Origin of the sequence: Thermoactinomyces sp. FSL K6-2592 (assembly GCF_038006465.1) — a bacterium.
In the GTDB taxonomy this organism is placed as follows: Bacteria; Bacillota; Bacilli; order Thermoactinomycetales; family Thermoactinomycetaceae; genus Thermoactinomyces; species Thermoactinomyces vulgaris.
This window is the reverse complement of record NZ_JBBOVH010000001.1, coordinates 956589-982139: the sequence shown is the minus strand read 5'-3', so window position 1 is coordinate 982139 and position 25551 is coordinate 956589. Positions and strand designations below refer to the sequence as shown.

The window sequence follows — 25551 nt, the reverse complement described above, 5'->3', positions numbered from 1 at the left end:
CTTCTAACATCAATTTTCCTTTCTCATTTTACATGATGACGGCTGAAAGAAAAACGTCTCCCGAAAAAGACGTATTATTTTCCAGAAAAAGAAACAACCGTTTCTTCTTGAAGGGCAGCGGCCAAATCGCCAATCAGGTCCTCCGCATTTTCCAATCCGACCGAAAGCCGCAACAAACCGTCGGTGATGCCGCGCTTTTGCCTTGCTTCCGGCGGCATGGAAGCATGCGACATCACCGCGGGATAGGACAAGATGCTTTCAACCGCTCCGAGGCTGACGGCAACGACCGGCAGTTGGACCCGTTTCAACACTTGCCGGGCTTTTTCTTTGCTGCCCACATCAAAAGAGAGAACCGCTCCGTGCCCAGTCGCCTGCCGGCATTGCAAATCATGCCATTCATTTGACGGGAGGCCGGGATAATAAACTTTTTCCACCAATGGATGCTGATTCAGCCACAACGCGATTTTTTCCGCGCTTTGCGTGGATTGTTCCAACCGCACTTTCAATGTCTTCAGACCCCTTAACACCAACCAGGAATCATGGACGCCCAATACGGCACCAAACGCATTTTGCAACAGTTCCAGCCGTTCCGCCATCTCTTTGTCTTTGGCCACCACCAACCCGGCCAGCACATCACTGTGTCCGCTGATAAATTTCGTCGCACTGTGAATGACGATATCGGCTCCCAACTTCAGCGGCTGTTGGTAATAAGGCGTTAAAAAGGTGTTGTCCACAATGGTCAAACATCGGTGTTTTTTTGCCAACCAGATAATTTCTTTTAAATCGCTCACCTTAAGCAGGGGATTGGACGGGGTTTCCACATAGATCGCTTTGGTTTGGGGCCGGATGGCTTGTTCGACTTCCCCGGTCCGGGTGGTATCGACAAACGTCGTTTCAATGCCCAGCCGCCGGAAAACTTGTGTCAGGACACGAAACGTTCCCCCGTAAACATCCCGGGAAACAATCAGATGATCCCCGCGCGAGAAGAGCAACAGCACCGTGGAGATGGCAGCCATCCCGGAGGAAAAGGCAAATCCCCGTTCACCGCCTTCCAAGTTGGCAATGGTGTCCTCCAGCGCTTTTCTTGTGGGATTTCCCGAACGGGTGTAATCAAATTCCCCGGGCCGGTCCACATTTTGATGAAAGGTGGATGACTGATAAAGAGGAATCCCCACTGCCCCGGTTACAGGATCGACTTCATTTCCGTTATGAAGCAGTTGCGTTTCAAAGTTCATCATCTATCTCCTCTCTTTATTTCGTCTTTGAAGCGGCTTGTCGGAAAGCTTGAACCAAATCATCCATCAAATCGTCAGCATGTTCGATCCCCACCGACAAACGAAGCAACCGGTCGGTCACGCCTGCCTTTTTCCGCACCTCTTCGGGAATATCGGCATGCGTTTGGGTGACCGGATAAGTCATCAGGCTTTCCACTCCGCCCAAACTCTCCGCAAAAGTAATAATCTTCAAATGATTAAGGATAAAGGGGATTTGATCCGGATCTTTCACATGGAATGAAATCATGCCTCCGTATCCCTCCGCCTGTTCATCCAGGATTTTTCGCCCGGCCGGATCGAAGGCCGGATGAAAAACCTGTTCCACTTGGGGATGTGCGGCCAAAAATTTGGCCAGCTTGTGTGCATTTTCCTGGTGTTTTTGCATCCGGAGCGCCAATGTTTTCATTCCCCGCATCAACAACCAGGCATCCAAAGGGCCCAACACCGCCCCGATGGAATTGTGGACAAACCGCAGGCGTTCGGTCCATTCTTCTCCTTTGGCCACAATCAATCCGGCCAGCACATCATTATGCCCGCCCAAGTATTTCGTGGCACTGTGAATCACAATGTCGGCTCCTAACGTCAGCGGCTTTTGGAAAAAGGGAGTCATAAACGTATTGTCCACAATGACACACAAATTTTTTTGCCGGGCCCATCGGCACAACGACCGGATATCGACCACCTGCATGAGCGGATTGGTGGGGGATTCGATAAAAAGGCCTTTGGTGTTCGGCTGGAGCGCTTCCGCGATTTCTTCCGGATTGCGTAAATCCACATAAGAAAACGTCAACCCGTATTGTGACAAAACTTGTTCAAACAACCGGTACGTTCCGCCGTATAAATCCAGCGACACTATGAAATGGTCGCCTTTTTCAAACAATCCCATCACGGTGTGAATCGCAGCCATGCCGGAACTACAGGCATATCCTTCATCTCCTTCTTCCAATTCGGCGATGCTGGCTTCCACCACCTCACGGGTGGGATTGGCGGTTCTCGAATAATCATAGCCTGTACTTTTTCCGGAGATATGCTCATAGGCGGTTGAAAAATAGACCGGAAAACTGACAGCGCCGGTGGTCCTTTCTTTTTTATTGCCGATCTGCGCCAACCTGGTTTCCAATCTCATGGCTGCCCCTCCCTTGATGTTGACAATCATGAAAAAAGCCTCTTCCCATAAGAGAAGAGGCTTTTATGCTGAACACAATCGCACGCAAATTCAAGCTTCTTCTCTTATCTTTCAGAAACCGGGGTTTCTGCAGGAATTGGCACCATCCGGTACACTGATCTGCACCGAGGTTGCCGGGCTTCATCGGGCCAGTCCCTCCGCCACTCTGGATAAGAGAATCGTTCCTGATCCATATGAAGTTGTTGCCGTAAGTGATATGAACATTATACCGATTCACAAAATAAAAAGTCAAGGAGCTACAAAGTGATTTGCTCACGAAACTGCTCCAGTGTTTTTTCTCCGATTCCGGGGACGTTGGAGATCTCTTCAATGCTTTGAAAGGGCCCGTTTTCCTCACGATAGCTCACAATCGCTTGCGCTTTTTTGGCTCCCACACCGTTTAATTGTTGCAGTTCTTCAGCCGTCGCCAAATTGATGTTAATTTTTCCGCCCGTTCCGTCTGCGGACGGATTCATCCATGCCATCCCTTGCTGCGTTTCTCCTTTTTTGGGAATGTAAACCACTTTTCCGTCTGTCAGGCGTTCGGCCAGATTGACTTGGTCCAAATCAGCATCGGACCGGGCACCGCCTGCTTTCAATATGGCGTCATGCACTCTGGACTCCGGATCCAGACGGTAAATCCCCGGTTTTTTGACGGCTCCTTTCACATCGATCATCACCCATGGATTTTTTTCTTCAGCCGTGTCCGGCGAATCGGGTGCGTCCGCTTCCACAGGCTGATAAGGAGTGAGCGGAGACGCTGATTCATTTGGGTTTTCATCCTGTTGCCAGATAAAAACAAGGCAAACGATCAACGCCAATGCCAAACCGCCCGACAAGATCATCCATTTCTTTTCCCGGGAAGTAAAATCCCACTCCCATTGCACCATCGGCCTTCCCCTTTCCGTTTTCGCCAAAGGACATGCTTTTATAAATTATTCCATGATTCCACAAAAAAACCTTCTTCCAAAGCAAATAAAAAACGGCCCGCCAAAATGGGCGAACCGTTTTTTCTGTGGTCATCTATTTCACCACAATATTCACCAATTTTCCGGGCACAACGATCACTTTACGCACCGTTTTTCCTTCCGTCCAATGTTTAATCCGTTCATTGTCGAGCGCTTGTTTTTCAATCTCTTCCCGGGAAGCCTGGGTTGGCACCACGATTTTATCCCGTACTTTCCCGTTGATCTGAACAGCCAATTCCACTTCATCCAAGACCAGCGCCGATTCATCATAAGACGGCCACGCTGTCTGGTGGACACTTCCTTCTTTCCCCATCACGGACCACAATTCTTCCGATATATGGGGCACAAACGGAGCGAGCAAGACCACGAGCGTCTCCAACGCTTCTTTGTACAAGGCGGGATCCGTTTCGCCCGCATGTTGGTACAATCCGTTGACCAGCTCCATAATCGCGCTCACCGCGGTATTGAAGTGGTTTCTTTCCCCGATTTCAATGGTCACTTTTTTGATGGTTTGATGCAAGAGACGGCGCAACTCTTTGGTTTTGCCATCCGCTTTCGCACCAGACGGGACCGGTTGCTTGAACAGCTCTTCGTTCTGTACGACCAGACGCCATACCCGGTTCAAGAAACGGTGAACCCCTTCCACACCGGATTCACTCCAATCCAGATCGCGGTCAGGGGGCGCCGCAAACAGGATGAAGAGGCGGGCGGTATCCGCACCGTATTTCTCCACAATTTCCAAAGGACTGACCACATTTCCTTTGGATTTGGACATTTTAAACCCGTCTTTCAACACCATTCCCTGTGTCAACAAGCTTTCAAACGGCTCATCGAACGAAACCATGCCGGCATCATAAAACACTTTGGTAAAGAACCGGGAATAAAGCAGGTGCAACACCGCATGCTCGATGCCGCCGATATATTCGTCAACCGGCATAAAGCGGTCTGCTTTCTCTTTTGCAAACGGGATTTCTTCATTATGCGGATCAGTATACCGCAAGAAATACCACGAAGAGTCCACAAAGGTGTCCATCGTGTCCGTCTCGCGGCGGGCCGGTTTTCCGCACTTCGGGCAAGTGGTGTGCACAAAACTTTCCGAAGTGGCAAGCGGATTGTTTTTCCCGTCAAAAACAACATCTTCCGGCAGCAGAACCGGTAATTGATCCTTGGGAACCGGCACGATATGGCAATCATCGCAGTAAACCACCGGGATTGGCGTTCCCCAGTAGCGTTGCCGCGAAATCAACCAATCCCGCAACCGGTAATTCACCGTCCATTTCCCTTGTCCCCGTTCTTCCAGGAACTTCGCAATCGCATGGATGGCTTCCCGGTTTTTCATGCCGTCAAATTGGCCCGAAGAAACCAACACGCCGTCTCCGGTGTATGCTTCACGCAACGGTTCGCTGAGTTCCTCATTTTCCGGACGGATGACCGGTTTCACCGGCAATTGGTATTTGGACGCAAACGCGAAATCCCGCTCGTCATGAGCCGGTACCCCCATGACAGCGCCCGTTCCGTAATCCATCAACACATAGTTGCCCACCCAGATCGGGATGGCCTCTCCCGTCAATGGATGTTGGGCATACGCTCCTGTCGGATGGCCCACTTTTTCGGCATCGTTGCTGGTCCGTTCAATTTCGGATTGTTTTTGGGTTTGGTTGATAAACTCAAGAATCCCGGCTTCGTTTTCTTTTCCTTTGATCAGCCGGGGAACCAGCGGATGCTCCGGAGCCAACACCAAGTAACTGACACCGTACAACGTATCCGGACGGGTGGTGAAGACCGTGATTTTTTCATCGGACAGCTCCGGCACCGTAAACGTGACGTGCGCCCCTTCGCTGCGGCCTATCCAGTTGCGTTGCATGGCTTTGACCCGTTCCGGCCATTTCGGCAAACGGTCCAGTCCCTCCAGCAAACGGTCTGCATAATCGGTAATCTTGAAAAACCATTGTTCCAGCTCTTTTTTGATCACTTCCGAATCACAGCGCCAGCATTTTCCTTCTTCCACTTGTTCATTGGCCAAAACCGTACCGCAGGACGGGCACCAGTTGACCATCGCTTTTTTCCGGTAAGCCAGTCCACGCTCATAGAAAAGCAAAAACAACCATTGGTTGAACTTGTAATAATCCGGGAGACAAGTTCCCACATAACGGTCCCAATCGTAAGAAGCACCCAAAAGCGATTGTTCGCGGCGAATGCGTTCCATGTTGTTCAGCGTCCATTCCCGCGGATTCACGCCACGCTGGATCGCTGCGTTTTCAGCCGGCAATCCGAAGGCATCCGCCCCCATTGGGTGCAACACGTTATAACCGTTCATCCGCCTGAACCGTGCCACCACATCGCCAATCGAATAGACCCGTGTGTGTCCCATGTGCAACCCTTCCCCGGAAGGATAAGGGAACTGTTCCAGCACATAATATTTCGGTTTGTTTGTATCCTCACCCGTTTGATAAAGCTCTGTTTTTCTCCAATGTTCTTGCCATTTGGCTTCAATTTCCCTTGGAGAGTACTCCTTCATGCCTGTAAACCTCCATCAATCTGATTTCATGCGATCAATTAAAAAACCTCCCACCCCCAGCATCTTCGGCTAGGGACGAGAGGTTGTTTCCAAATTCCCGCGGTACCACCCTAATTAGTGTTTCAAAAAACACTCCCTCATGGATCCGGTAACGGGGATGAACCGCCAAAAAGTACTGACGTGACCGCGTTCCTCTTTGGAGCAATGAGGCGAGTTCATTTGCTTCCCGGATTGACTCGCACCATCCGTCAATTCTCTGAGCCGGGAGAGGGCAAATTACTACTCCTCATCATCGCTGTCGCATTCAAAAGTTGTTTTTTAAGATTATATGAAAACAAACAGATCCGTGTCAACATTTTTCTCCAATTTCAACGCGGACGGACCGCCTGTTTTTCATACAAACCCGACCTATTGGACATGGACCTGCCTGGCGTCGCCCCACAAGCGCTCCAAGCCGTAAAATTCACGATCATCTTTGTGGAAAACATGGACAACCACATCACCGAGATCCATCAGAACCCAACGGGCATCCTGATAACCTTCCATCCCTTTGAGTTCCACGTTGTTTTCCAATAATTTTTCTTTGATTGCAGTGGCGATTGCTTGAACTTGTGTTTGCGAATTTCCGTGACAGATCACAAAATAATCCGCAAAGACGGATAATCCGCGAATATCCAGAACCGTGACATCTTGTGCTTTTTTCTCCTCGGCAGCGGTGGCTGCTAACTGAGCGATTTCCACGACTTTCAAACAGATTCCTCCCTTGAATCCTTTTGGGCAATCTGATCCAGCATGTGATTGCGTGCATCGAGTGTAAGCGGATAAACCTTCCGGCCTTTTTCGATCAAAAAGACAATGGTGTTGTCCAATGATTGAAGCACGGCCAGATTCAGGCTTTTTTCCGCAATCCTCCGGACTTCCTCCACCCCGGGAAATTGTCGGCCCGGCTCAATATAATCGGCCAGAAAAATGATCTTTTCCATTTTCGACATGTCAGGGCGGCCGGAGGTATGGTACCGGATCGCATTCAAGACCGTCTCATCCTCAATCCCGAACCGTTTCCGGGCCACGGCCGCGCCAACGGGGCCATGCCACAATTCTTTGTTGTACAGGAGCAAGTCCTGCCGCTCGTTTTCTTGTAAAATCCACTCGGTCAGTACTTCCCCGGGCCAAAACTTGCAAAAATCATGCAAAATGGCAGCCACTTCCGTTTTGTGCGGATCCACTCCCTCCCGCCTGGCCAGTTGAACGGCCGTTTCTGCAACACGAAGGGTATGCTCCCATCTTTTTTGAGGCAACTCTTTCTTTGTAGCTTGCTTTAAATACTCAAGATCCATACAACCCTTGCTCCTTTATATATTTGTATACGGAATCGGGGACAAGATAACGAACCGACCGGTTCAGCATGAGGCGCTCGCGTATGATGCTTGAGGAAATATTGGTTTCCACGGCGTCCGGAATCCACATCAAACGTTCTTCAATATATTCCGGCAACGCATCGTGATCAAACCCGGGGCGTCCAAGACCGATCACTTGAACATTTTGTATGATTTCCTTTATTTTATACCATTTTGGTAAATTTTTCACCATGTCCGCCCCCACTAGCAGAAAAAACTCAACATGAGGATTTTGTTTTTTCAGCTCCATGATCGTGTCCACCGTATAGGAGGGGCCGGAGCGCATCAACTCGATCGGATTGACTTTAAATTGCGGATGCCCCTCGATTGCCAGCTCCACCATTTTTTTTCGCTCCATGGCCGGGGTGACCGGTTTTCCTTGCTTGTGCGGGGGCTCGCCCGCAGGGATAAACCAAATCTCATGGAGGGATGCTGCTTCCCGTGCTTGTTCGGCGAGCAACAAGTGCCCGAAATGGATGGGATCAAAAGTGCCTCCAAAAATCCCTACCTTCATACCATCATTCATCCTTTAATCATCTTTTAAGGAATTGGCCAATGCTTGCTTCATCAAGGAAACGGGTGCGGGGACGCCCGTCCATTTTTCAAAGGCGATCGCCGCCTGATAAACCAGCATGCCCAATCCTTCATGCACCTTGGCTCCCTGTTGTTTGGCCCCTTTTAACAGCGCGGTCTCCCGCGGATGATAAATCAAATCGCTCACATATTGGCCTTCGTGGAACCATTCTGCCGGTACCGGTGTTGCATCCCGGTCGGGGTGCATGCCCACCGATGTGGTATTGATCACCAAATCGGCTTTTTCAATCACATCTTTTCCTTCTTTTAAAGAAACAGCCCGGGTTTGGGTAAACGAAGACAAGTGGTTTGCCAGGGCTTCTGCTTTTTCCACCGTCCGGTTTGCGATGGAAATTTCAGGAACACCTGCGGTTGCCAAAGCATACCCGACCGCCCGGGCGGCCCCGCCGGCTCCCAATATCACGGCTTTCAGCCCGGAAAAGGGAAGATCCCACTCTTCTTTCAGCGACCTTAAATAACCGGGCCCGTCGGTATTATATCCCACCCATTTTCCTTCTTCACACACGACGGTGTTGACCGCGCCGATCGCCCGGGCCGATTCATCGATCGCGTCCAAATGTTTCATGATCGCCACTTTGTGAGGGATGGTCACATTCCATCCTTTCACCCCGAGGGCCCGAAATCCATCCACCGCTTCCTTCAACCGTTCCGGTGCCACTTGAAAAGCCAGGTATACATAAGGCAATCCATGGCTCTCTAACGCCCGGTTCATCATCTCCGGTGACTTGGAGTGGCCGACCGGATCCCCGATCAGCGCCAGAAGTCCTGTTTGACTGTCCACTTGGGCTCCCCCCTCTTTTTTCTTTATTTATATAATGGACGGACGGGTGCTCACTCCGGTCCCCTCCGGAGCATAAACTTCAACCCACACCGCATTCTTACCACACGCCACCCATCCCAAGCCGGGAATGACAATGTCCGTCTTCTTCTCCCCTTTTAAATGGATCACGTGCTTTTTCAAAGGCGGCAAATTGTCCGGACGTTTGGGCGGGGACAACAATTTTCCGCGGTGTTTGTCCCACACTTCATCCGCTTTTTCCAATTTCGTCCGGTGAATGTATAACTGATTGGATAAATAACAAACAAACGACTGTCTGTTTCCCCGGACAAAGTCAAAGCGGACCAATCCTCCGAAAAACAACGTTTGTTGATCATTCAACTGATACACCCGCGGCTTGATCGTTTTGTGGGGAATCACCGATTTCAATTCCCCGGGCTCCACCCATTCGCTCACCCGGTCCTCCCGGACAATCCCCGGTGTGTCGACCAAAAATTTCCTGTCTTCCAACGGGATCCGGATGGCGTCCAAAGTCGTTCCCGGGTAAGGAGAAGTGGTGATGATCTCTTTTTCCGTGAGCTTGGCTTTTTTCAGAATTTGATTGATCAGGGTCGATTTTCCCACGTTGGTCGTTCCGATCATGTAGACATCCCGGTGATCTCTGTAAAATTCAATCGCTTCCATCACCTGCCGGATGCCAATCCCAACTTCTGCACTGATCAACACCACATCCACCGGACGAATCCCCAACTTTTTTGCCGACTGAAAAATCCATCCCCTAAGCCGTTCCCGTTTCACGCTGGGCGGGAATAAATCCACTTTATTGGCCGCAATCAAAACCGGAAGATTTCCGATCCGGCGAGCCAATCCCGGAATCCAACTTCCGGCGAAATCAAACAGATCCACCACCCATACCACAAAGCCCTCACTGCGGGCAATTTCGTCCAGGCGATGAAGATACGCATCCGGATCTTGTTCCACTTTGGCCATTTCCCCGTAATGGCGAATCCGGAAACAACGTTTGCACAAAACCACTTCCCGCGTCAACGCTTGTTCAGGGATATATCCCGCTTGATCCGGATCTTCGGTTTGCAGGGCAATTCCGCATCCTTCACAATGTTTCGTTTCTGAATCCAATCATCTGACTCCTTTCTTGTCCGTTTCTTTTCAACTTTTATGAATATCCCAGGGAATCAACCCCTTCTTTTCCAACAAATGAAAGACAAACCGTTCGACCCTCCGGTTTATTCGCGTGAAAAACCCGTCGACTTCGGAAACCGGCACCACCAAGATGGTGAAAAAGCCCATCCGGTTTCCGCCCAGCACATCCGTCAACAACTGATCCCCGATCACAACCGTTTCCTGTTTGGAAACCCCCAACTCTTTGAGCGCGCGGCGAAACGCAGCAGAAAACGGTTTTTTGGCCGCATGAATATAAGGGATTCCAAGCGGATCAGCAAATTGGGAAACCCGGGTTTTGGTATTATTGGATACGATCATCACTTTTAATCCCATTTGTTGCACTTCTTTCAGCCACTCCACCAACTCCGGGGTGGCATCGGGGCGTGTCGATTCCACCAAGGTGTTATCCAAATCCACAATGACTGCCTTGATATTGCGCTTTTTCAGTGCGGCAAAATCAATCTCATAGATCGATTGAACATACAAATCAGGTATCATTTGTTTCAACAAAGGCTACACCGTCCATTCAAAGCTTATCGGCAAATAATATATCACAGGCATAAAACTGTTTTCAAAAACTCCTCACCGGTCCAAATTCGCTTCTTGCTCTTTCCCGATTTTCTCTTGTTCCTCCAAAACGGCTAGGAACAAATCGGCATCGGATAAATATTGAAACCATGCAATCACTTCATCCGCATCTTGATCTATCACATTATACCCTTTATCCTCCAAAAGTTCACCGACCCGTTCAATCACATATCTGGAACGCATACCGATCCTCCTAATTTTTTTGCGATTTTCCATTTCGATTTTACTTCGAGTCCCAAGCACATTCAACCAAATCATCGGATAAATCGCTGGTACACCGCCCTTGCTAATGTTATAATTTTATTTGTATAGCAAATCTTTTTACAAAAAATATATTCCATGAGGTTCAGGCGATGAATTATTCATACTCATTCAAATTTTTGTGGTTGGGACAATCTTTGGCTAATTTGGCGGATTCATTTTACATGCTGGCCATTGTCACCCTGATTTACGGAAAGACGGGATCTGCCGCGATATCAGCTTTCATCCCGGTCATTCGCATCATCGCCAAGTTTATCAGCGGCATCATCTCGCCTCTGTTACTGGAACGTTACCGGCTGCTCCCTTTGCTCATCACTTCCCAAGGGAGCCAGACCCTTTTGTTGGGACTTTTGATCTTGAGCATCGATTGGTGGAAGGACTCCGCGTCATTGACGCTCGTCATTTGGCTGTTTATCATTCTCCTTGCTTTTTTTGACGGATGGACCAACCCGGCAAGAAATTCACTGGTTCCGCGTCTGGTCACCAAAGAGCAACTGGTGAAAGCCAACGGCCTTTTATCCACTTCGGACCAAACCGTCTTGCTGGTCGGCTGGGGAGCCGGAGGGTTGTTGGTTGAATTGCTTGGGGCCCATCAGGTGCTTTGGCTGACTGCCGTTTGTTTTCTCATTTCCACCCTTTCTTTGTTTTTCATTCATGATCCCCATCACAAAGAAAGGGTTTCGCCTGAAAAAACATCTCACCGGAAAGCGATGAAAGAGGGTTGGCTGCTGTTATTCAATCATCCGGTTCTGAAAAGGCTTGCAGCGATCGATTTTCTCGATTACACCGCTTCATCGGTATGGATCGGCGCCATCACCCTGACTTTTGTCGACAAAGTGTTGCACGAGCAGCATACCTGGTGGGGGTTTATCAACAGCAGTTACTTTTTGGGCACGATGATCGGCGGAATGTTGGTGATTCGTTACAGCCACTCCATTGAAAAAAGATTATACAAAATATTAATATTTTCAGGTTTTGCTTCCATCTTGTTCAAACTCATTTTCGGTTTCGTCACGTTCCCTGTCATTTCGCTCATCACCATCTTTTTGCTCGGTTTTCCCTATCAGGCAAAAGGCGTGGCCAAAAAGACACTGTATCAACTCCACACCACGCTGGACACCATGCCGAAAGTATTTTCGGCGCAATATGCGTTATGTTGTGTTGCATACGGCACTTCCTGCTTTTTGATGGGCTGGGTTGCCGACCACTTTTCCGTGCAATGGGTTTATATCATCGCCGCAGTCGCCAGCACCGTTGCCACCTTTGTCTCTTATCCGCTGAAAAAGTTCGAGGCACGAACCATTCCGGTCCGTTCCCAATCGATGCCCTGAGGAAAAAGGAGCGGGATATTCCCGCTCCTTTTTATTCTCAAATCCTTTCAATTTTTTCCATCTGACAGGGTGCATCCGTCATCGTCACCGCCGAATCCGTCATTCATTTTCTGCATTCTTTTTCAGATGTGTTGTTTCTGTTCTTTGTTTTTTTTTAAGTAATACCACAAAATAAAGGCTGCAGCGAACACCAGGATAATGGTGATCATCACTCCGACTTTTCGGGTCATGGCAAGAAAATGTTCAACCGTTTCCAAACTCCCGTAATTTCCGATAAACAACAAAAGCGTATTCCACGGGAACACACCCAGATAACTCAAAAGCCCGAACCGCCAGATGGAAATATCGCTGATGCCGGATATATAAGAGATATAATTCCCAAATCCGGTGGGACGTGACAGGGTGATGCTCCACTCTCCGTACTTTTGGAACCATTCCTGGGCTTTTTTCACTTTTTTCTCATCAAATTTCTTCTGGGTTAAATTTCCCAAATATTTCCCGATATAATAAGGAATCAAACTGAACACGACGTAAACCAGACTGTTCAGCGCACTGATCGCCACTAATTGCCACGTACTCACATCCATCAAATACCCGTAAATCAAAACAAAAGTCGCCCCGGGAAACGGAAGTGATGAAGCTTCAATCGCCGTTGCTGCAAAAAGCCCCCATACGCCACATTTCTCCAGAAAGTCCAATGCCGTTTGCAGCATATCTCCACTCCTCATTGACTATATGTTTCAAAGCCAGCCGCTCTGATTTTTTCTCGAAATAAAAAACCGAACCTTATCAACAATTCGATTTCATTATAACATACTACAAATAGAAGAAATAAACATGAATGAAACCGGCTTATCTAATGCTTGACGACCTCCGCTTCCACTTCCAACCGTACATTCCCCCGAAGCGCATTGGAAATCATGCAATTCTTCTCGGCCAACTCCACCGCCCGCTCGATTTTTTTCAGCTCTTCGTCCGTCGTTCCTTCTTCCAAAATCAATTTCGGGCGATGAATGATCGCTTCAAAGGTGAATTTTTTATCCACATGGACAATGCCTTCGGTTTCCAGCGACAATTCACGAACCGGCATGTTTCCTCTTTCAATCATCGCCGCCAACGTGATGAGATAACACGTGGCGGCCGCACCGATCAACATTTCATCCGGATTGGTTCCGACACCGGGGCCGTCCATCTCTTTTGGAATGGAAATCGTCTGTTTCAAGTTTCCCGCTTCAATCGTGCCTTGCCCGTTTCTGCCTCCATCCCAGCTTGCCTTCAAATGAAAATGATGTCGTGCCATTTTTCATCACCTGTCTTTTTTATATGAAATCATCTGCATCAATGGTTCGTTACTTTCAGCTTCCACCTTCGTTTGTTAATAAATCCATTTTAACAAGAATCAAAACCAATACCAGTGAACAACCCTTGAAAGTCTCACACAAAGATCAGGTCTTTGGGGAAGGAAGTCAACAGTTCCGCGCCGTCTTTGGCAATATAAACATCGTCTTCAATCCGGACCCCGCCGACTCCGGGAACATAAACCCCCGGTTCAACGGTAAACACCATTCCTTCTTTCAGAGGATGGTCATTTTTCCCGTGAAGGGAAGGATATTCATGAACACTGATTCCGAGCCCGTGCCCCAACCGGTGCGTGAAATAAGCCCCATAGCCGGCATCGGAAATCTTTTTCCTGGCGATTTGATCCAGATCACCCATGCGCACACCGGGCCGTGCCGCATCGATGGCGGCTTGTTGCGCTTCCTGGACAAGCAAATAAATTTCCCGTTGTTTGGAACCGGCCGATCCAAACGCCACCGTCCGGGTGATGTCCGAACAATATCCGTTCCAGACGACCCCCAGGTCAAACAATACCAAATCCCCTATTTTCAGGCGGTTCAGCCCCGGATTTCCGTGCGGCAATGCGGTTTTCTCGCCAAATAACACCATGGTGGGAAAAGACATGGCGGCGACGCCTTTTTTCTTCATGGCAAGTTCAATTTGTGCCACGATGTCCATCTCCGTACAACCCTCTTTTAAATGCTCAATCCCGACTTGCACCGCTTCATCCGCCAAGAGGGCCGCTTCCTTCAAAATCTGCCGTTCCCGCTCATCTTTGACCAAACGCAATTGGTTCAGCGTTTCGTCCAAGGAGCAAAACCGGACTTCTTCCGCCAGGGTTTGAAGTTCTTGGGACCTTGCGTAGGAAACCACATGTTCTTCGATCGCGATATTTAGACGGTTTTTGAAAGAACGGCGGCTCCACTCCTCACGGATCAATGCCCACGGGTCCTCCGCATCATCATAGCCGATCACGTGACCGGTCCAACCGGCTTCCCTCGCGGCTTGTTCTTCCATTTTCGGACAAACCAAAAAAGATTCCGCTTCTGGAAACACAAATAACCCCAACAATCGTTCATGGGGGTGGCACATAAAGTTGGTGAAATAATATACATTCTCCGGCGAATGGACAAAAGCCGCATCGATTCCTCCGGCTTTCAGCCAGTCCGTCAACCGGTCGAGTCGTTGTTGTTGGATCATTTTTTCTCCCTCTTTTTTAATCAAATCATACCACAACCGAACCTTTTCCAACAAATTAACCGGTCAAGCCCGTCATTTGTCAAAAAATTAATGGTTTCGATTGAAAAAATAAGGGAATATATAGTATTTATAAAATATTATGATTCATCTTGCTGTGAAGGAGGACACCTGCCATGAATCATAACGGATACTTGTGTGAACATTGCGGGAAAGAGGAAGCCAAATATGAAGCGCGTTTTGTTTTGGAGGGAATAAACATTTTGCTTTGCGAACGTTGTTTGAAACACTTTGATTCATCCCATTGCCCGCCGGTATTTCACACCGAAGCCGGTTGGGATTGGAAAACGCAAAAAAGGGCTTAATCCCCGCAGAATAAAAAGGGGCTTCCCGGGGAAAACGCCCTTTTTCCATTGGCCCTTTTTAAAAAATCCCCAACCGGCCGATCCGGTGAGCCGCCTCTTGCAGACGTTCTTCCGAGGTCAACAATCCGACCCGGACATACCGGTCTCCTTGCTGTCCAAAGCCCACGCCCGGAGCGACGACCACGTGCGCTTTTTCGATCAACAAATCGGAAAACGTCTCCGAATCATATCCTTCGGGGACCGGAAACCAGCAAAAGAAGGAGCCTTGCGGTGCTTCCACCTTCCAGCCGATTTCCCTCAAATGACGGATAAAGAGATCCCGCCTTCTTTCATACATCCCGACCAATTCACGCACACAGTCTTGCGGCCCCAAAAGCGCTTTGGCCGCCGCTTGTTGAATGCCGCCAAACAAGCTGCAATAAAAGTGATCCTGGATCAGGTTGATGGACCGGATCACTTTTTCATGCCCGACAGCAAAAGCGATTCTCCAGCCGGCCATGTTGTAAGTTTTGCTCATGGTGTAAATTTCGACGCCAACGTCTTTGGCCCCCGGCGTTTGCAAAAAACTGCGGGGTTTCTGCCCGTCAAAACCGATGGCGGAATAAGCAAAATCATGAACCACCAAAACATGATGCCGTTTGGCAAAACGCACGGTCTCTTCAAAAAACGCCGCATGGGCCAAAGCGCCCGTCGGATTATTGGGATAATTGAGAAACATCAATTTTGCCCGGTCCGCACTTTCGCGGTCGATTTGCCCGTAATCCGGCAAAAACCCGTTTTCTTTCAAAAGGGGCATCATGTACATCCGGCCGCCGGCCAAGGCAATTCCCGACCAATAATCCGGATACCCCGGATCGGGAACCAATGCCACATCCCCCGGATTTAAATAACACTGCGAAATTTCAACCAATCCGGTTTTTCCCCCGAACAACACCGCCACTTCTTTCTCCGGATCCAGCCGGACCCCGTACTCGCGATCATAAAATTGGCTGACGGCTTCTTTTAAAAAAGAAAAACCGTGAAACGGCGGGTATTTATGGTACTTGGGATTTGAAGCCGCTTCTTGCAGTTCCTTGACAATATGGGGAGGTGTGGGTAAATCCGGGCTTCCCTGTCCCAGATTGATCACATCATGACCCGCTTCAACCGCCCTCCCCACTTTTCGGACCAGTTTGGCAAAAAATTGCTCCGGCAATCGTTTTAAGGCATCAGCTTGTTCAAATCTCTCCATCCTGACCACATCCCGTCTATCCAAATATTCTTGAAAATATATTGAATTATGTTATATGTTAAAAGAAAATCTGTCAAAGGATCTGGAGGAAAACCATGCAAAAAACCGTTGCCTTGATTCAAATGGACATTGCCTACGGACGGCCGGAAGCCAACCGGAAAAAAGTGGAGGAAAAAGTCGCGCAGGCGATGGAACAACAACCGGATTTGATCATGCTTCCGGAACTTTGGGACACCGGATACGATTTGACAAGGCTGGATGAAATCGCGGATGACCACGGTCAAACCAACAAAGCCTTCTTGCGGGATCTCGCCCGAAAACATCAAGTGGCCATCATCGGCGGCTCCGTTTCCAACCGGGAGGAAACCGGTACGTATAATACATTGTATGCCTTCGATCCTGCCGGCAAGCAGACGGGGGAATACAAGAAAGTGCATTTATTCCGTCTGATGGAAGAAGAAAAATATCTGAAAGCCGGCGATCAGGAAGGGGTCTTCCCATGGGGCGACCTGTTGTGTGCGGCAGCCATTTGCTATGATATCCGCTTTCCGGAATGGATCCGGAAAATGGTGCTCCGCGGCGCCCATGTGTTGTTTGTGCCGGCCGAATGGCCCGGGCCGCGGCTTTCTCACTGGCGTCACCTTTTAATCAGCCGCGCGATTGAAAACCAATGTTATGTCGTCGCTTGCAACCGGACGGGAAAAGATCCGAACAATACATTCGCCGGCCATTCCATGGTGGTGGATCCGTGGGGAGAAGTGATTGCAGAAGCCGGAGAAGACGAAGAAATTCTTTTTGCTGATCTGGATTTGTCCTTGGTGCAAAAAGTCCGTTCCACCATTCCGGTCTTCACGGACCGCCGGCCGGAACTCTATGAATAAATAATATCCGCTGCTCCGCGAGTCTCTTTTTCAAAAAAAGGGACTCTTTTCATGAAATCCGCAAAAAGCGCCGGGTGTTTTCCCGCACTTGCCCGGCAACTTTTTCAAACGGCAATCCTTTCAACCGGGCCAGCTCTTTCAAAACCGCCCAAACCATCGGGGGTTCGGTTCGCTTGCCTGCAAATGGATGTTCAAAAGGCCAGGGACCGTCGGTTTCGGCCATGATCCGCTCCAGCGGATAACTCCGGGCCACTTGACGCGTTTTTTCATTGTAAAGGAGGTCTGGCGTAAAAGAAACATAATATCCGGACTTCTCCATCCGTTTTAACGTCTCCGGATCGGTTTTCAGCCAATGAAAATGAACACGGCGGATGGAAGTTTCCTCCAGCAAGTCGCAAATCAGCGGCACGTCTTCATGCACCCCGTGCAAAATCACCGGCTTGTCCCACTCATCCGCCCATTTCAACAGGGTTTGCAAGATGTGGAGATATGCCGGCTTGTCAAATGGCTTTCCTTCTTTTTTCCGCTCACGCTCCAGATAATAGGGAAGCCCCGCTTCACCGATGGCATCGATCTCCTCCCGGTGGGCATTCAGAAATGAAAACCACTTGTCACGGTCAAAACAAGGCGGCTGTTCCGGATGAAAACCGCAAGCGGCAAAAACCTTGCCCGGAAATCTTTTCTTCAGTTGCAACGTGCGCCGGCTGGACGGAAGATCCATCGACACCGCGATCACCCCTTCCAACCGTGCGTCGGATAAAAACCGCTCTATTTCCGAATCCTCGTATTTCTCCAAATGAATATGCGCATCCCAATACACTTTTGATTCCTCCGTAAACATAAAAAAAGAAACAGGCGGATCCGTTTTTTGATCCGCCTGTTGGCCAAACGTTTTTCCCCTCCCGCGGCGGCCGGATTAAAAATCAAAGTTGTCCGGATCCGGACCATACCGGTGATTCTTGTTCAGTGCATCCAACTTGTCCATATCTTCCCGGCTCAACTCAAAGTCAAACACATCTGCGTTTTCTTGGATCCGATGCTCTTTGACTGATTTGGGAATGGTCACGACCCCGTGCTGCAAATCCCAGCGCAATACGATTTGGGCCGGGGTTTTTCCGTATTTTTCCGCCAACTCCTTGATCACATCCACCCGGACCACTTCGCCTTGCATCAGAGGACTCCATGCTTCCAATTGAATGTTTTCCTCATTGCAATAGGAAAGCAGTTCTTTCTGGGTCAAATAGGGATGAAACTCCACTTGGTTCACCATGGGTTTGACTTTGGCATCCGACAGTAAATCTTTCAAGTGGTGAACTTGGAAATTGCTGACCCCGATCGCTTTGACCAATCCGTCTTCGTAAAGTTTCTCCAAGGCTTTCCAGGTTTCTTTATATTTCCCTTTCACCGGCCAATGGATCAAATAAAGATCAATATATTCCAACCCCAGTTTCTTGCGGCTTTCTTCAAAAGCTTGAAGCGTCGACTCATAACCTTGGTCATCATTCCAAACTTTGGTGGTGATGAACAGGTCTTCTCTTGATACCCCGGATTCTTTGATGGCTTTTCCGACACCTTCCTCATTTTTGTAAACCGCTGCCGTGTCAATCAACCGATATCCGGTTTGAATTGCCGCTTTGACTGCGTTTTGCACTTCTTCACCGTCTTTGGCTTTCCAAACCCCCAGTCCCAACCGGGGCATTTCCACACCGTTTGCCAGTTTGACTGTGTCTGAAAGCTTTTTGGGGTTTGCCATAATATCCCTCCATCTTTTTTTCGATGCCTTCTCATTTTAGTCAATGCAAAATGATCATGCAAACGATCATATGAACGTTTAAAGCGAAAAAAAGACCCACCAGCCGGTGAGTCATCCCTCATTTTTACAAATGCATTGTATTATAAAGCATGATCCAAACGGAACCTGCCACCACAACCACCGCAATGAAAACGGCAAACCACATGTTGATAACCTGAAAGAATTTCACTCTTCCTTCGGTGAGGTGCATGAAGAAAATGAGCTGAATGATGAATTGCACGAAGGCCAGAGCAAAAATCACCGTGATTTTGACAGACTCGGAAAACGGCGCTTTGAGCGTCACACCGAGTGCGGCAAAGGTCAAAAGGAGTGACAACAGGAAACCGATAATATGCTGTTTGGGCGAAAGATCATGTTGTTTCATTGTCACATCACTCCCATCAAATAAACCGCCGTAAAGATAAAGATCCACACAACATCAAGGAAATGCCAGTAAAGACCGGTGATAAACGCTTTTCTCGCCGTCATGGGCGTAAAACCGCGGCGGGAAATCTGCAGCATGACCGCCAACACCCATACAATCCCCAAGGATACATGCAAACCGTGCGTCCCGAGCAAGGTGAAAAAGGCAGACAAAAATGCACTGGTTCCGATGGTTGCCCCTTCATTCACATACGCGATAAACTCATGAATCTCCATGTAGAGAAAGCCGAGACCCAGCAAAAGCGTGACACCCATCCATGCCATAAATCCCTTCTGCCGATCCTTTCTCATTTCCAACATGGCAAGCCCGCACGTAAAGCTGCTGGTCAAAAGAAGGAGCGTTTCCATCATAAATTCTTTGACTTCAAAAAGCTCCCGCGAGGACGGGCCGCCCGCCGTCTGATGATGATAAACCAAATACGCGGCAAACAACGTGGCAAACAAAACAACTTCCGCCCCCAGGAAGATCCAGAAGCCGAAAATTTTCATCCGGCCTTCCTTCGTTGAATATTCCAAAGGCATCTTCATTCCCTCCTTCTTCCTTTGATCAACCGGCCCTTAAATCTTTTTCAATTTCTTCCACCTGGATATAATGATCGGCGTCATAATCGTTGAACGTGCGCCACAGCATCGATCCGAAGATTCCCAACAAGCCGATGACCACCAAGAGATACCATTCAAAAACAAACCCGAATCCGGCAACAAACATGAACGCCGCAAAGATGACCGGCATTCCGGTGTTATTCGGCATATGAATCGGTTGAAGCGGCTCGTCGCTGTCTTTGCGGTTTTCTTTTTTCCGGTACCAGAAGTCATCCTGCTTCTTCACCACAGGAATGCGGGCAAAGTTGTAATGCGGAGCCGGTGACGGAATGGACCATTCCAACGTGCGTCCGTTCCACGGATCCCCGGTCGTATCCCGCTCGCCGTAACGCGCACTGTAATAGATGTTGTAAGCCAGGATGAGAAAACCGATTCCCATCACGAAAGCGCCCACGGTGCTGATAAAGTTGCCCGCAGTCCAACCCGCTTCGGCCGGATACGTGTAAATGCGCCGCGGCATCGCCTGGAAGCCCAGGATATATTGCGGGAAAAAGCAAAGATGAAACCCGATGAAGAAGGTCCAAAACGACCATTTCCCCAGCCGCTCGTCCAGCATATGCCCGAACATCTTCGGCCACCAGTAAGTGAGTCCCGCCATACATCCGAAGACCGTTCCGCCGATTAATGCATAGTGGAAGTGGCTGATCAAAAAGTACGTGTTGTGGAATTGGTAATCCGCCGCTGCTGCCGCCAGCATCACACCGGTGATCCCGGCGATCAGGAAGGTGGGAATAAATCCGGTTGCCCACAACATCGGCGTGGTGAATTCAATCCGTCCTTTGTGCATGGTAAACAGCCAGTTAAAGATTTTCACACCGGTCGGAATGGCAATCAGCATGGTGGTGACGGAAAAGACCGAGTTGATCCAAGGTCCGGAACCCATGGTGAAAAAGTGGTGAACCCACACGAGAAAACTCAAGCCCGTGATCAAAATCATCGACCAAACCATGGCGCCATATCCGAAGAGCCGTTTTCTGGCAAAAGTCGTAATCACATCCGAGAAAATCCCGAATGCGGGCAAAATCACCAGATACACTTCGGGATGTCCCCAAATCCAGAACAGGTTGGCCCACATCATCGGCATACCGCCGCCGTCAATGGTGAAGAAATGGGTGCCGAACAGCCTGTCCATGCTGAGCATCGCCAAAGCAACGGTTAAAACGGGAAACGCAAAGACAATGATGACAGATGCAATCATCGTCGACCAAGTAAACATCGGCATTTTCATCAGTTTCATTCCCGGTGCACGCATCTTGATGATCGTGACGATAAAGTTGATCCCGGTCATCAAGGTGCCGATCCCGGATATTTGAAGTCCCCACAGATAGTAGTTGATTCCGGGGCCTGCGCTTAAATCATTGCCTGCCAGCGGAGTGTAGTTGGTCCATCCGGCATCCGGAGACCCCCCGATGACAAAGGACAGGTTGAAGAGCATGGCTCCGGCAAAAAACAGCCAGAAGCTGACCGCATTCAACACGGGGAACGCAACGTCCCGCGCACCGATCTGAAGCGGAACGATGATATTCATCAAACCGATCAGAAACGGCATGGCCATAAAGATGATCATGATGGTTCCGTGCGTCGTAAAAATCTCGTTATAATGCTGGGCATTGAGAAAATTCATATCGGGCAGGGCCAATTGGGTCCGCATCAACAGTGCGTCCACCCCGCCCCGGAAAAACATCAACAACGCACAAATCAAATACATAATCCCGATTCTTTTATGATCCACCGTGGTTAACCATTCTTCCCACAGCCAACGCCACTTTTTAAAGTAGGTCAGCACAAACAGAATTCCCAATGTGACAAGAACAATGGATATCTCCGCAATGACAATCATCGGTTCATTGGTAATCAAAAACGGGTCCGGTATCTTAAACTTGAACAGATCCACTTCGTTAGCCCTCCTTTGCTCTAATGGTGGCTTCCATGGCTACCGTGATGATCAGTGCCTGCGGAGCCCTGATGATCCGATCCATGGGCATTTGTTTTTTCTTTTTCTTCCGGGAAAGAAGAGTAAGTTTTCTCCTCCACCAGTCCCGGTTCGAGCAACTGCTGATACTCCGTCTCCGTCATGGCCGGTGCAGATTTTTTCACGCTTTGCACCCATTGATCAAAGTCCGGAGCCTGAACGGATTCCACATCAAAGGTCATATGCGTAAATCCTTCACCGGAAAAATTGGCGCTTCTGCCCTGATACACGCCCGGCCGGTCCGCCTCCAGCCACAAAACCATCTCCATATCCGGCATCGTGTACTCTTGTCCGCCCAATTCAGGGATCCAGAAAGAGTTCATGGGCCCGACCGCATTCAATTCGAATTTGACCGGCACCCCGGCCGGAATCTTCAAGTGGTTGACAGTGGCAATCCCTTGTTCCGGATATTTGAAAATCCATTTCCAGTCAGCCGATGTCACCTCGATCACCATCGGTTCCTTGTGAGGACTCGGGGATGTTTCCAAGTCAAACGTGGCCTTCACCGTGGGGACGGCCAACAAGGCGACAATCACCACCGGGATCAAGGTCCATACCACTTCAAGCTTGCGGCTTCCCTCAATATCCGGCGGCTCGTAACCTTCGTTTTCCGGCTTTGCTCTGTATTTCACAATCATGTAAACAAACAAGACGGAAACCGCGACGAAAATAATCATCATCAAAATCACAGACCACAAGATCAAGTCATACTGTTTTTGTGCCACGGGACCTTGCGGATTCAAAATGCCTGTTTTCATCGAACAGCCCGTCAACAGAAACAGGAACAATCCCGTCAGCGGCATCCATCGCAGCAGGCGCTTTTTATTCATTGCTGATACCCCATCCTTCCTTGCGTAAATAAACATCATCGCCTGAATACAATAGAAAGAATATTTTTACAAACAATGGATAAAAATAGTAAACTCTCACAATAATTGCTTACGGTTTTTACTAGAGACATTGTATAGAAAAAAATGTGCAATTGATCACATGAAATATGACATTTCCGTAAATCTTTTCTTGAAAATGCCAGGAAAATGATGGTTACTCATAAAATTTTTTGTTTTTCGGCCCGATTCCGCCGGTTGTTGTTTATATTTTTATAAAAACTTCCCATCTTCGTTCTCCTTTCCTTTTTCCGTGCCGACCGCTACAATAGGGATAAATTGACGGAAGGAGCTGACACGAGGATGGACAAGAAAAAGCCGCTGCTTCAGATCTCCCTTCTGCTCATCCTGGCCGTCCTGACCGTTTATGCGATCTGGTCTTTCAGGAGTTCCCCCTCCAAATCCCAAAACCCGCAAAACATGACCGCCGAAGAATATATTGCGTCCCATGCGCTTCCCAAACAGTCCCAAGCGCCGGGATTTGAGCTGCCCGGCATTTTTCAAGAGACGGTCCGGTTTTCCGCGGACTCCGGTAAACCCGCGATCATTAATTTTTGGGCGACTTGGTGCGAAAACTGCAAACGGGAGATGCCGCTGTTGGAGAAGGTTTACCAATCCAAACAGGATCAAGTCCAAATCATCATGGTTCACACCACGCATCTGGACCGGAAAGAGGCGGCACAACAATACATAAAACAGCATGGCTACACCTTCCCGGCGGGTCTGGACACGGATGGCCGGGTTTCCGATCTTTATCGCGTGTCGGCCTTGCCCCAAACGTTTTTCATCGACAAAAACGGGCGCATCATCCACCACCAAATCGGCGAACTCACCCCAGCCGTGTTGGATCAACAACTTTCCAGGCTGATTGAACCGTAAAACACAAAAAAAGCGGGATCTCCGCGGTTGAGAGATTCCGCTTTTTCATTCGGCCTCAAAACCGAAATATACAAATAAGAAGATAAAAAATTAAGATTAGCAAATATTTTTATCTAATTCCCATAATTCATTGCATCAAACGGCTTCTATTTCTTATACTTGTACTAGATACCTGTGAATCATCGTTCACCAACCGCCCCCGACGGATCAACGGGTTCGTATTCAGAAGATCGGAGGAAGATCAAGGTGAAGCGTAAAATTGTTTTGAAGTTGGATAACAACGCCAAACAGATTTTGTTGCACGCTTTAAAGAAACATAAGACTTTGCGAAAGGTGGAATTGAAGCGAAACCCGGACAACAGCTGCCCTTCCCTTTATTTTGATGAAGCGAAAATTTTGGAAGATTTGGCGAATCAAGTGATCGAACAGTGGAATCAAGCATTGCCCAGCATCCCTTCCACCCCTCGCAAATAACCGGTTCAAGGCGATGTGTTACCGGCACCGCCTGATTCAAAACATCCGTCCCGTCGTTTCGCTCCGGCAAAGGGAGTCCGTTCAGGATTCCCTTTTCATTTCCCGTATTATTTTCCCGTGATCAGATAATGGTAGGGAAGACGCTTCATCAGCTTGGCCAATCCCAAGGAAAAAAGCGTCACGACGAACAACATGATGAAAAACTCCGTCCAGGAGGCAGCGGGGAACAGCTTGGAACTGACTTGGCTCCATAAGTTTAACAACATCGGATGAATCAAATACAGGCCAAACGAATATTTCCCCAACGTATACATCCAGGAAAACTTCCATTTGCAAAACATCTGATACAGCAGCATCAGCGTGCAAATCGAATAAGCAAAAACCGAATAATTAAAGAAGCCGGTGTGTTTGCGGACGAATCCCTCGATCATCATCGCAACGGCCGAGGCCAGATAAAAGAGGACCGTCGCCGAAAAAGGGATTTTTTTGACATATTGGTATACTTGGTCGGCATGTTGGCCGATCCAACCGCCCAGACAAAAGTAGAATAACCAAACCGGAAAGTAATACATGGCATTTTGGTTATAGGACGCAAGCCACGGCAACTTGTCCACCACTTCCCACCAAGTCATGCTTCCGGCGATCACATTCACGAGCAGTGAGAAGGCAACCACCGTGATGCCTCCAAACTTGCGGAATGCCCAGATCAAAACGGGAAGCAACACATAAAATTGAACCATGACCACCAAGAAATACAAGTGATAATAGGCGCCTCCCGTAAAAATCGCCTCAATGCTTTTGATTCCCGGCCCGGGAACGGTTTCCGGATGAACCATTTTTCCGTAAATCAGATAGATGACCGACCAGATCAGATAGGGAATCAGGATATACATGGTGCGCTTTTTAAAGAAGCTTTTGACCGGAAACGGTTCATTGTCATAGTACCGGTAGAACAAAAACAAGCCGGAGATCATAAAGAAAACCGGAACACAAAACCTGCCCAACTGATTGATCGCAAAAAACACGCCCCCGTCTGTCAATTGATGAAATGAACGCATGCTAAAAGCGGTTACATGAATCAAAATCACGGCCAAAATGGCGACGCCTTTCATGTAATCCGCTTCTTCAATTCTTTTTTTCATCCCGATCCTCCTCTTGCTGCAAAACATTTCCCCAATCCTTAAGACACAGCCAATGCACTGATAAACAAAAAAATGATCCCTAAAAGGGATCATTTCATCTTCATCTCCAGCATAACATATTTGCCCGCAACAATTAATAGTCAGAAAAATTTGTCCATAAGTTTTAAATATTCATCCAAGATCTCTTCCTCGCTTGGCAATCTTTTTCCCAATCATTAACCTTTGACGAACAGAAATATTTCCTTTAAAATTTTCAAAGATAATATTCGATGTTTTTTCTATAATTGTTC

Annotated in this window: 27 protein-coding genes, 1 riboswitch and 1 other annotated feature; of the genes, 5 read left to right on the top strand and 22 right to left on the bottom strand. The window is 48.6% G+C overall.

The genetic code is table 11. The annotated features are described in order from the left end of the window. Positions 1-74: 74 nt before the first annotated feature. The 11 genes from NYE37_RS05245 to NYE37_RS05195 form a co-directional block, all read right to left on the bottom strand. Positions 75-1235, bottom strand: a complete 1161-nt coding sequence (locus NYE37_RS05245; RefSeq protein WP_121874199.1) for an aminotransferase class I/II-fold pyridoxal phosphate-dependent enzyme — start codon at positions 1233-1235, stop codon at positions 75-77. Positions 1236-1251: 16 nt separating this feature from the next. Beyond that, positions 1252-2400, bottom strand: a complete 1149-nt coding sequence (locus NYE37_RS05240) for an aminotransferase class I/II-fold pyridoxal phosphate-dependent enzyme (protein ID WP_082240634.1) — start codon at positions 2398-2400, stop codon at positions 1252-1254. A gap of 101 nt (positions 2401-2501) precedes the next feature. After that, positions 2502-2616: riboswitch (SAM riboswitch) on the bottom strand. Between the two features lie 80 nt (positions 2617-2696). Further along, entirely contained in the window at positions 2697-3329 is a 633-nt protein-coding gene (locus NYE37_RS05235; RefSeq protein ID WP_340711853.1) for a helix-hairpin-helix domain-containing protein, read from the bottom strand. A 133-nt stretch (positions 3330-3462) separates the two neighbouring features. After that, entirely contained in the window at positions 3463-5925 is a 2463-nt protein-coding gene (leuS, locus tag NYE37_RS05230; protein ID WP_049720363.1) for a leucine--tRNA ligase, read from the bottom strand. A 68-nt stretch (positions 5926-5993) separates the two neighbouring features. After that, positions 5994-6227, bottom strand: a binding site (T-box leader). A 106-nt stretch (positions 6228-6333) separates the two neighbouring features. Next, positions 6334-6675 (bottom strand): ribosome silencing factor, encoded by a 342-nt coding sequence (gene rsfS / locus NYE37_RS05225; RefSeq protein WP_206759997.1) that lies wholly within the window; start codon positions 6673-6675, stop codon positions 6334-6336. Then, on the bottom strand, positions 6672-7262 hold the full coding sequence (gene yqeK, locus NYE37_RS05220; protein ID WP_037994595.1) for a bis(5'-nucleosyl)-tetraphosphatase (symmetrical) YqeK: 591 nt from the start codon (positions 7260-7262) through the stop codon (positions 6672-6674). Before yqeK ends, rsfS begins: the two co-directional genes overlap by 4 nt. Beyond that, a complete protein-coding gene (locus NYE37_RS05215; protein WP_037994596.1) occupies positions 7252-7836 on the bottom strand; it encodes a nicotinate-nucleotide adenylyltransferase in 585 nt (194 codons plus the stop codon). Before NYE37_RS05215 ends, yqeK begins: the two co-directional genes overlap by 11 nt. Positions 7837-7851: 15 nt before the next feature. Next, on the bottom strand, positions 7852-8697 hold the full coding sequence (gene aroE, locus NYE37_RS05210) for a shikimate dehydrogenase (protein WP_037994597.1): 846 nt from the start codon (positions 8695-8697) through the stop codon (positions 7852-7854). Between the two features lie 27 nt (positions 8698-8724). Continuing rightward, positions 8725-9831 carry a ribosome biogenesis GTPase YqeH gene (gene yqeH / locus NYE37_RS05205; protein ID WP_037994599.1) on the bottom strand — a complete coding sequence of 369 codons (1107 nt, stop codon included), beginning with the start codon at positions 9829-9831 and terminating at the stop codon, positions 8725-8727. 30 nt (positions 9832-9861) lie between these two features. Beyond that, positions 9862-10383: a YqeG family HAD IIIA-type phosphatase gene (locus tag NYE37_RS05200; RefSeq protein WP_037994600.1), complete on the bottom strand. Its 522-nt coding sequence runs from the start codon at positions 10381-10383 to the stop codon at positions 9862-9864. A 75-nt stretch (positions 10384-10458) separates the two neighbouring features. Continuing rightward, a complete protein-coding gene (locus NYE37_RS05195; protein WP_037994601.1) occupies positions 10459-10647 on the bottom strand; it encodes a hypothetical protein in 189 nt (62 codons plus the stop codon). A gap of 170 nt (positions 10648-10817) precedes the next feature. Here NYE37_RS05195 and NYE37_RS05190 point away from each other — a divergent pair, with 170 nt between their 5' ends. Next, complete coding sequence (locus NYE37_RS05190) at positions 10818-12056, top strand: MFS transporter (protein ID WP_037994603.1); 1239 nt, start codon at positions 10818-10820, stop codon at positions 12054-12056. 122 nt (positions 12057-12178) lie between these two features. On the opposite strand, the gene NYE37_RS05185 is transcribed toward NYE37_RS05190, so the two are convergent. From NYE37_RS05185 to NYE37_RS05175, 3 genes are all read right to left on the bottom strand, one after another. Next, complete coding sequence (locus NYE37_RS05185) at positions 12179-12769, bottom strand: DedA family protein (protein WP_037994606.1); 591 nt, start codon at positions 12767-12769, stop codon at positions 12179-12181. A 143-nt stretch (positions 12770-12912) separates the two neighbouring features. After that, on the bottom strand, positions 12913-13356 hold the full coding sequence (locus NYE37_RS05180; RefSeq protein WP_037994607.1) for an SACOL1771 family peroxiredoxin: 444 nt from the start codon (positions 13354-13356) through the stop codon (positions 12913-12915). A 134-nt stretch (positions 13357-13490) separates the two neighbouring features. Continuing rightward, the gene (locus NYE37_RS05175; RefSeq protein ID WP_340711852.1) at positions 13491-14594 is read right to left on the bottom strand and encodes a M24 family metallopeptidase; all 1104 of its coding nucleotides are present in this window, start codon (positions 14592-14594) and stop codon (positions 13491-13493) included. A 173-nt stretch (positions 14595-14767) separates the two neighbouring features. Between NYE37_RS05175 and NYE37_RS05170 the strand changes: the two genes are divergently transcribed. Continuing rightward, on the top strand, positions 14768-14956 hold the full coding sequence (locus NYE37_RS05170; RefSeq protein ID WP_198241446.1) for a hypothetical protein: 189 nt from the start codon (positions 14768-14770) through the stop codon (positions 14954-14956). Between the two features lie 58 nt (positions 14957-15014). On the opposite strand, the gene NYE37_RS05165 is transcribed toward NYE37_RS05170, so the two are convergent. Continuing rightward, on the bottom strand, positions 15015-16187 hold the full coding sequence (locus tag NYE37_RS05165) for a pyridoxal phosphate-dependent aminotransferase (RefSeq protein ID WP_198241445.1): 1173 nt from the start codon (positions 16185-16187) through the stop codon (positions 15015-15017). A 95-nt stretch (positions 16188-16282) separates the two neighbouring features. On the opposite strand from NYE37_RS05165, the gene NYE37_RS05160 reads away from it, so the two are divergent. Beyond that, positions 16283-17068 (top strand): carbon-nitrogen family hydrolase, encoded by a 786-nt coding sequence (locus NYE37_RS05160; RefSeq protein WP_121874196.1) that lies wholly within the window; start codon positions 16283-16285, stop codon positions 17066-17068. A 49-nt stretch (positions 17069-17117) separates the two neighbouring features. Here the strand turns inward: NYE37_RS05160 and NYE37_RS05155 are convergent, their stop codons facing one another. From NYE37_RS05155 to qoxA, 6 genes are all read right to left on the bottom strand, one after another. Beyond that, entirely contained in the window at positions 17118-17888 is a 771-nt protein-coding gene (locus NYE37_RS05155) for a TatD family hydrolase (protein WP_049720365.1), read from the bottom strand. Positions 17889-17984: 96 nt separating this feature from the next. Beyond that, the gene (locus NYE37_RS05150) at positions 17985-18821 is read right to left on the bottom strand and encodes an aldo/keto reductase (protein ID WP_037994617.1); all 837 of its coding nucleotides are present in this window, start codon (positions 18819-18821) and stop codon (positions 17985-17987) included. A gap of 124 nt (positions 18822-18945) precedes the next feature. Then, positions 18946-19245: a cytochrome aa3 quinol oxidase subunit IV gene (gene qoxD, locus NYE37_RS05145; RefSeq protein WP_049720366.1), complete on the bottom strand. Its 300-nt coding sequence runs from the start codon at positions 19243-19245 to the stop codon at positions 18946-18948. 2 nt (positions 19246-19247) lie between these two features. Next, positions 19248-19832 carry a cytochrome aa3 quinol oxidase subunit III gene (qoxC, locus tag NYE37_RS05140; RefSeq protein ID WP_037994620.1) on the bottom strand — a complete coding sequence of 195 codons (585 nt, stop codon included), beginning with the start codon at positions 19830-19832 and terminating at the stop codon, positions 19248-19250. Between the two features lie 19 nt (positions 19833-19851). Beyond that, entirely contained in the window at positions 19852-21795 is a 1944-nt protein-coding gene (gene qoxB, locus NYE37_RS05135) for a cytochrome aa3 quinol oxidase subunit I (protein WP_037994723.1), read from the bottom strand. Positions 21796-21821: 26 nt separating this feature from the next. Further along, entirely contained in the window at positions 21822-22709 is an 888-nt protein-coding gene (gene qoxA / locus NYE37_RS05130; RefSeq protein WP_049720367.1) for a cytochrome aa3 quinol oxidase subunit II, read from the bottom strand. Between the two features lie 360 nt (positions 22710-23069). On the opposite strand from qoxA, the gene NYE37_RS05125 reads away from it, so the two are divergent. Together NYE37_RS05125 and NYE37_RS05120 are read left to right on the top strand one after the other, a co-directional pair. Beyond that, positions 23070-23645: a TlpA family protein disulfide reductase gene (locus NYE37_RS05125; protein ID WP_052186670.1), complete on the top strand. Its 576-nt coding sequence runs from the start codon at positions 23070-23072 to the stop codon at positions 23643-23645. Positions 23646-23891: 246 nt separating this feature from the next. Continuing rightward, positions 23892-24119, top strand: a complete 228-nt coding sequence (locus NYE37_RS05120) for a hypothetical protein (RefSeq protein ID WP_037994623.1) — start codon at positions 23892-23894, stop codon at positions 24117-24119. Between the two features lie 107 nt (positions 24120-24226). Here NYE37_RS05120 and NYE37_RS05115 read toward each other — a convergent pair whose 3' ends face one another. Beyond that, on the bottom strand, positions 24227-25261 hold the full coding sequence (locus NYE37_RS05115; RefSeq protein WP_062843138.1) for an acyltransferase: 1035 nt from the start codon (positions 25259-25261) through the stop codon (positions 24227-24229). Positions 25262-25551: the final 290 nt, after the last annotated feature.

Excerpts from the sequence above, each read along its gene's own strand:
- NYE37_RS05245 (WP_121874199.1), bottom strand. The coding sequence starts at position 1,235 with ATGAACTTTGAAACGCAACTGCTTCATAACGGAAATGAAGTCGATCCT.
- NYE37_RS05240 (WP_082240634.1), bottom strand. The coding sequence starts at position 2,400 with ATGAGATTGGAAACCAGGTTGGCGCAGATCGGCAATAAAAAAGAAAGG.
- NYE37_RS05235 (WP_340711853.1), bottom strand. The coding sequence starts at position 3,329 with ATGGTGCAATGGGAGTGGGATTTTACTTCCCGGGAAAAGAAATGGATG.
- leuS (WP_049720363.1), bottom strand. The coding sequence starts at position 5,925 with ATGAAGGAGTACTCTCCAAGGGAAATTGAAGCCAAATGGCAAGAACAT.
- yqeK (WP_037994595.1), bottom strand. The coding sequence starts at position 7,262 with ATGGATCTTGAGTATTTAAAGCAAGCTACAAAGAAAGAGTTGCCTCAA.
- NYE37_RS05215 (WP_037994596.1), bottom strand. The coding sequence starts at position 7,836 with ATGAAGGTAGGGATTTTTGGAGGCACTTTTGATCCCATCCATTTCGGG.
- NYE37_RS05195 (WP_037994601.1), bottom strand. The coding sequence starts at position 10,647 with ATGCGTTCCAGATATGTGATTGAACGGGTCGGTGAACTTTTGGAGGAT.
- NYE37_RS05190 (WP_037994603.1), top strand. The coding sequence starts at position 10,818 with ATGAATTATTCATACTCATTCAAATTTTTGTGGTTGGGACAATCTTTG.
- NYE37_RS05185 (WP_037994606.1), bottom strand. The coding sequence starts at position 12,769 with ATGCTGCAAACGGCATTGGACTTTCTGGAGAAATGTGGCGTATGGGGG.
- NYE37_RS05180 (WP_037994607.1), bottom strand. The coding sequence starts at position 13,356 with ATGGCACGACATCATTTTCATTTGAAGGCAAGCTGGGATGGAGGCAGA.
- NYE37_RS05175 (WP_340711852.1), bottom strand. The coding sequence starts at position 14,594 with ATGATCCAACAACAACGACTCGACCGGTTGACGGACTGGCTGAAAGCC.
- NYE37_RS05170 (WP_198241446.1), top strand. The coding sequence starts at position 14,768 with ATGAATCATAACGGATACTTGTGTGAACATTGCGGGAAAGAGGAAGCC.
- NYE37_RS05165 (WP_198241445.1), bottom strand. The coding sequence starts at position 16,187 with ATGGAGAGATTTGAACAAGCTGATGCCTTAAAACGATTGCCGGAGCAA.
- NYE37_RS05160 (WP_121874196.1), top strand. The coding sequence starts at position 16,283 with ATGCAAAAAACCGTTGCCTTGATTCAAATGGACATTGCCTACGGACGG.
- NYE37_RS05150 (WP_037994617.1), bottom strand. The coding sequence starts at position 18,821 with ATGGCAAACCCCAAAAAGCTTTCAGACACAGTCAAACTGGCAAACGGT.
- qoxD (WP_049720366.1), bottom strand. The coding sequence starts at position 19,245 with ATGAAACAACATGATCTTTCGCCCAAACAGCATATTATCGGTTTCCTG.
- qoxC (WP_037994620.1), bottom strand. The coding sequence starts at position 19,832 with ATGAAGATGCCTTTGGAATATTCAACGAAGGAAGGCCGGATGAAAATT.
- qoxA (WP_049720367.1), bottom strand. The coding sequence starts at position 22,709 with ATGAATAAAAAGCGCCTGCTGCGATGGATGCCGCTGACGGGATTGTTC.
- NYE37_RS05125 (WP_052186670.1), top strand. The coding sequence starts at position 23,070 with ATGGACAAGAAAAAGCCGCTGCTTCAGATCTCCCTTCTGCTCATCCTG.
- NYE37_RS05115 (WP_062843138.1), bottom strand. The coding sequence starts at position 25,261 with ATGAAAAAAAGAATTGAAGAAGCGGATTACATGAAAGGCGTCGCCATT.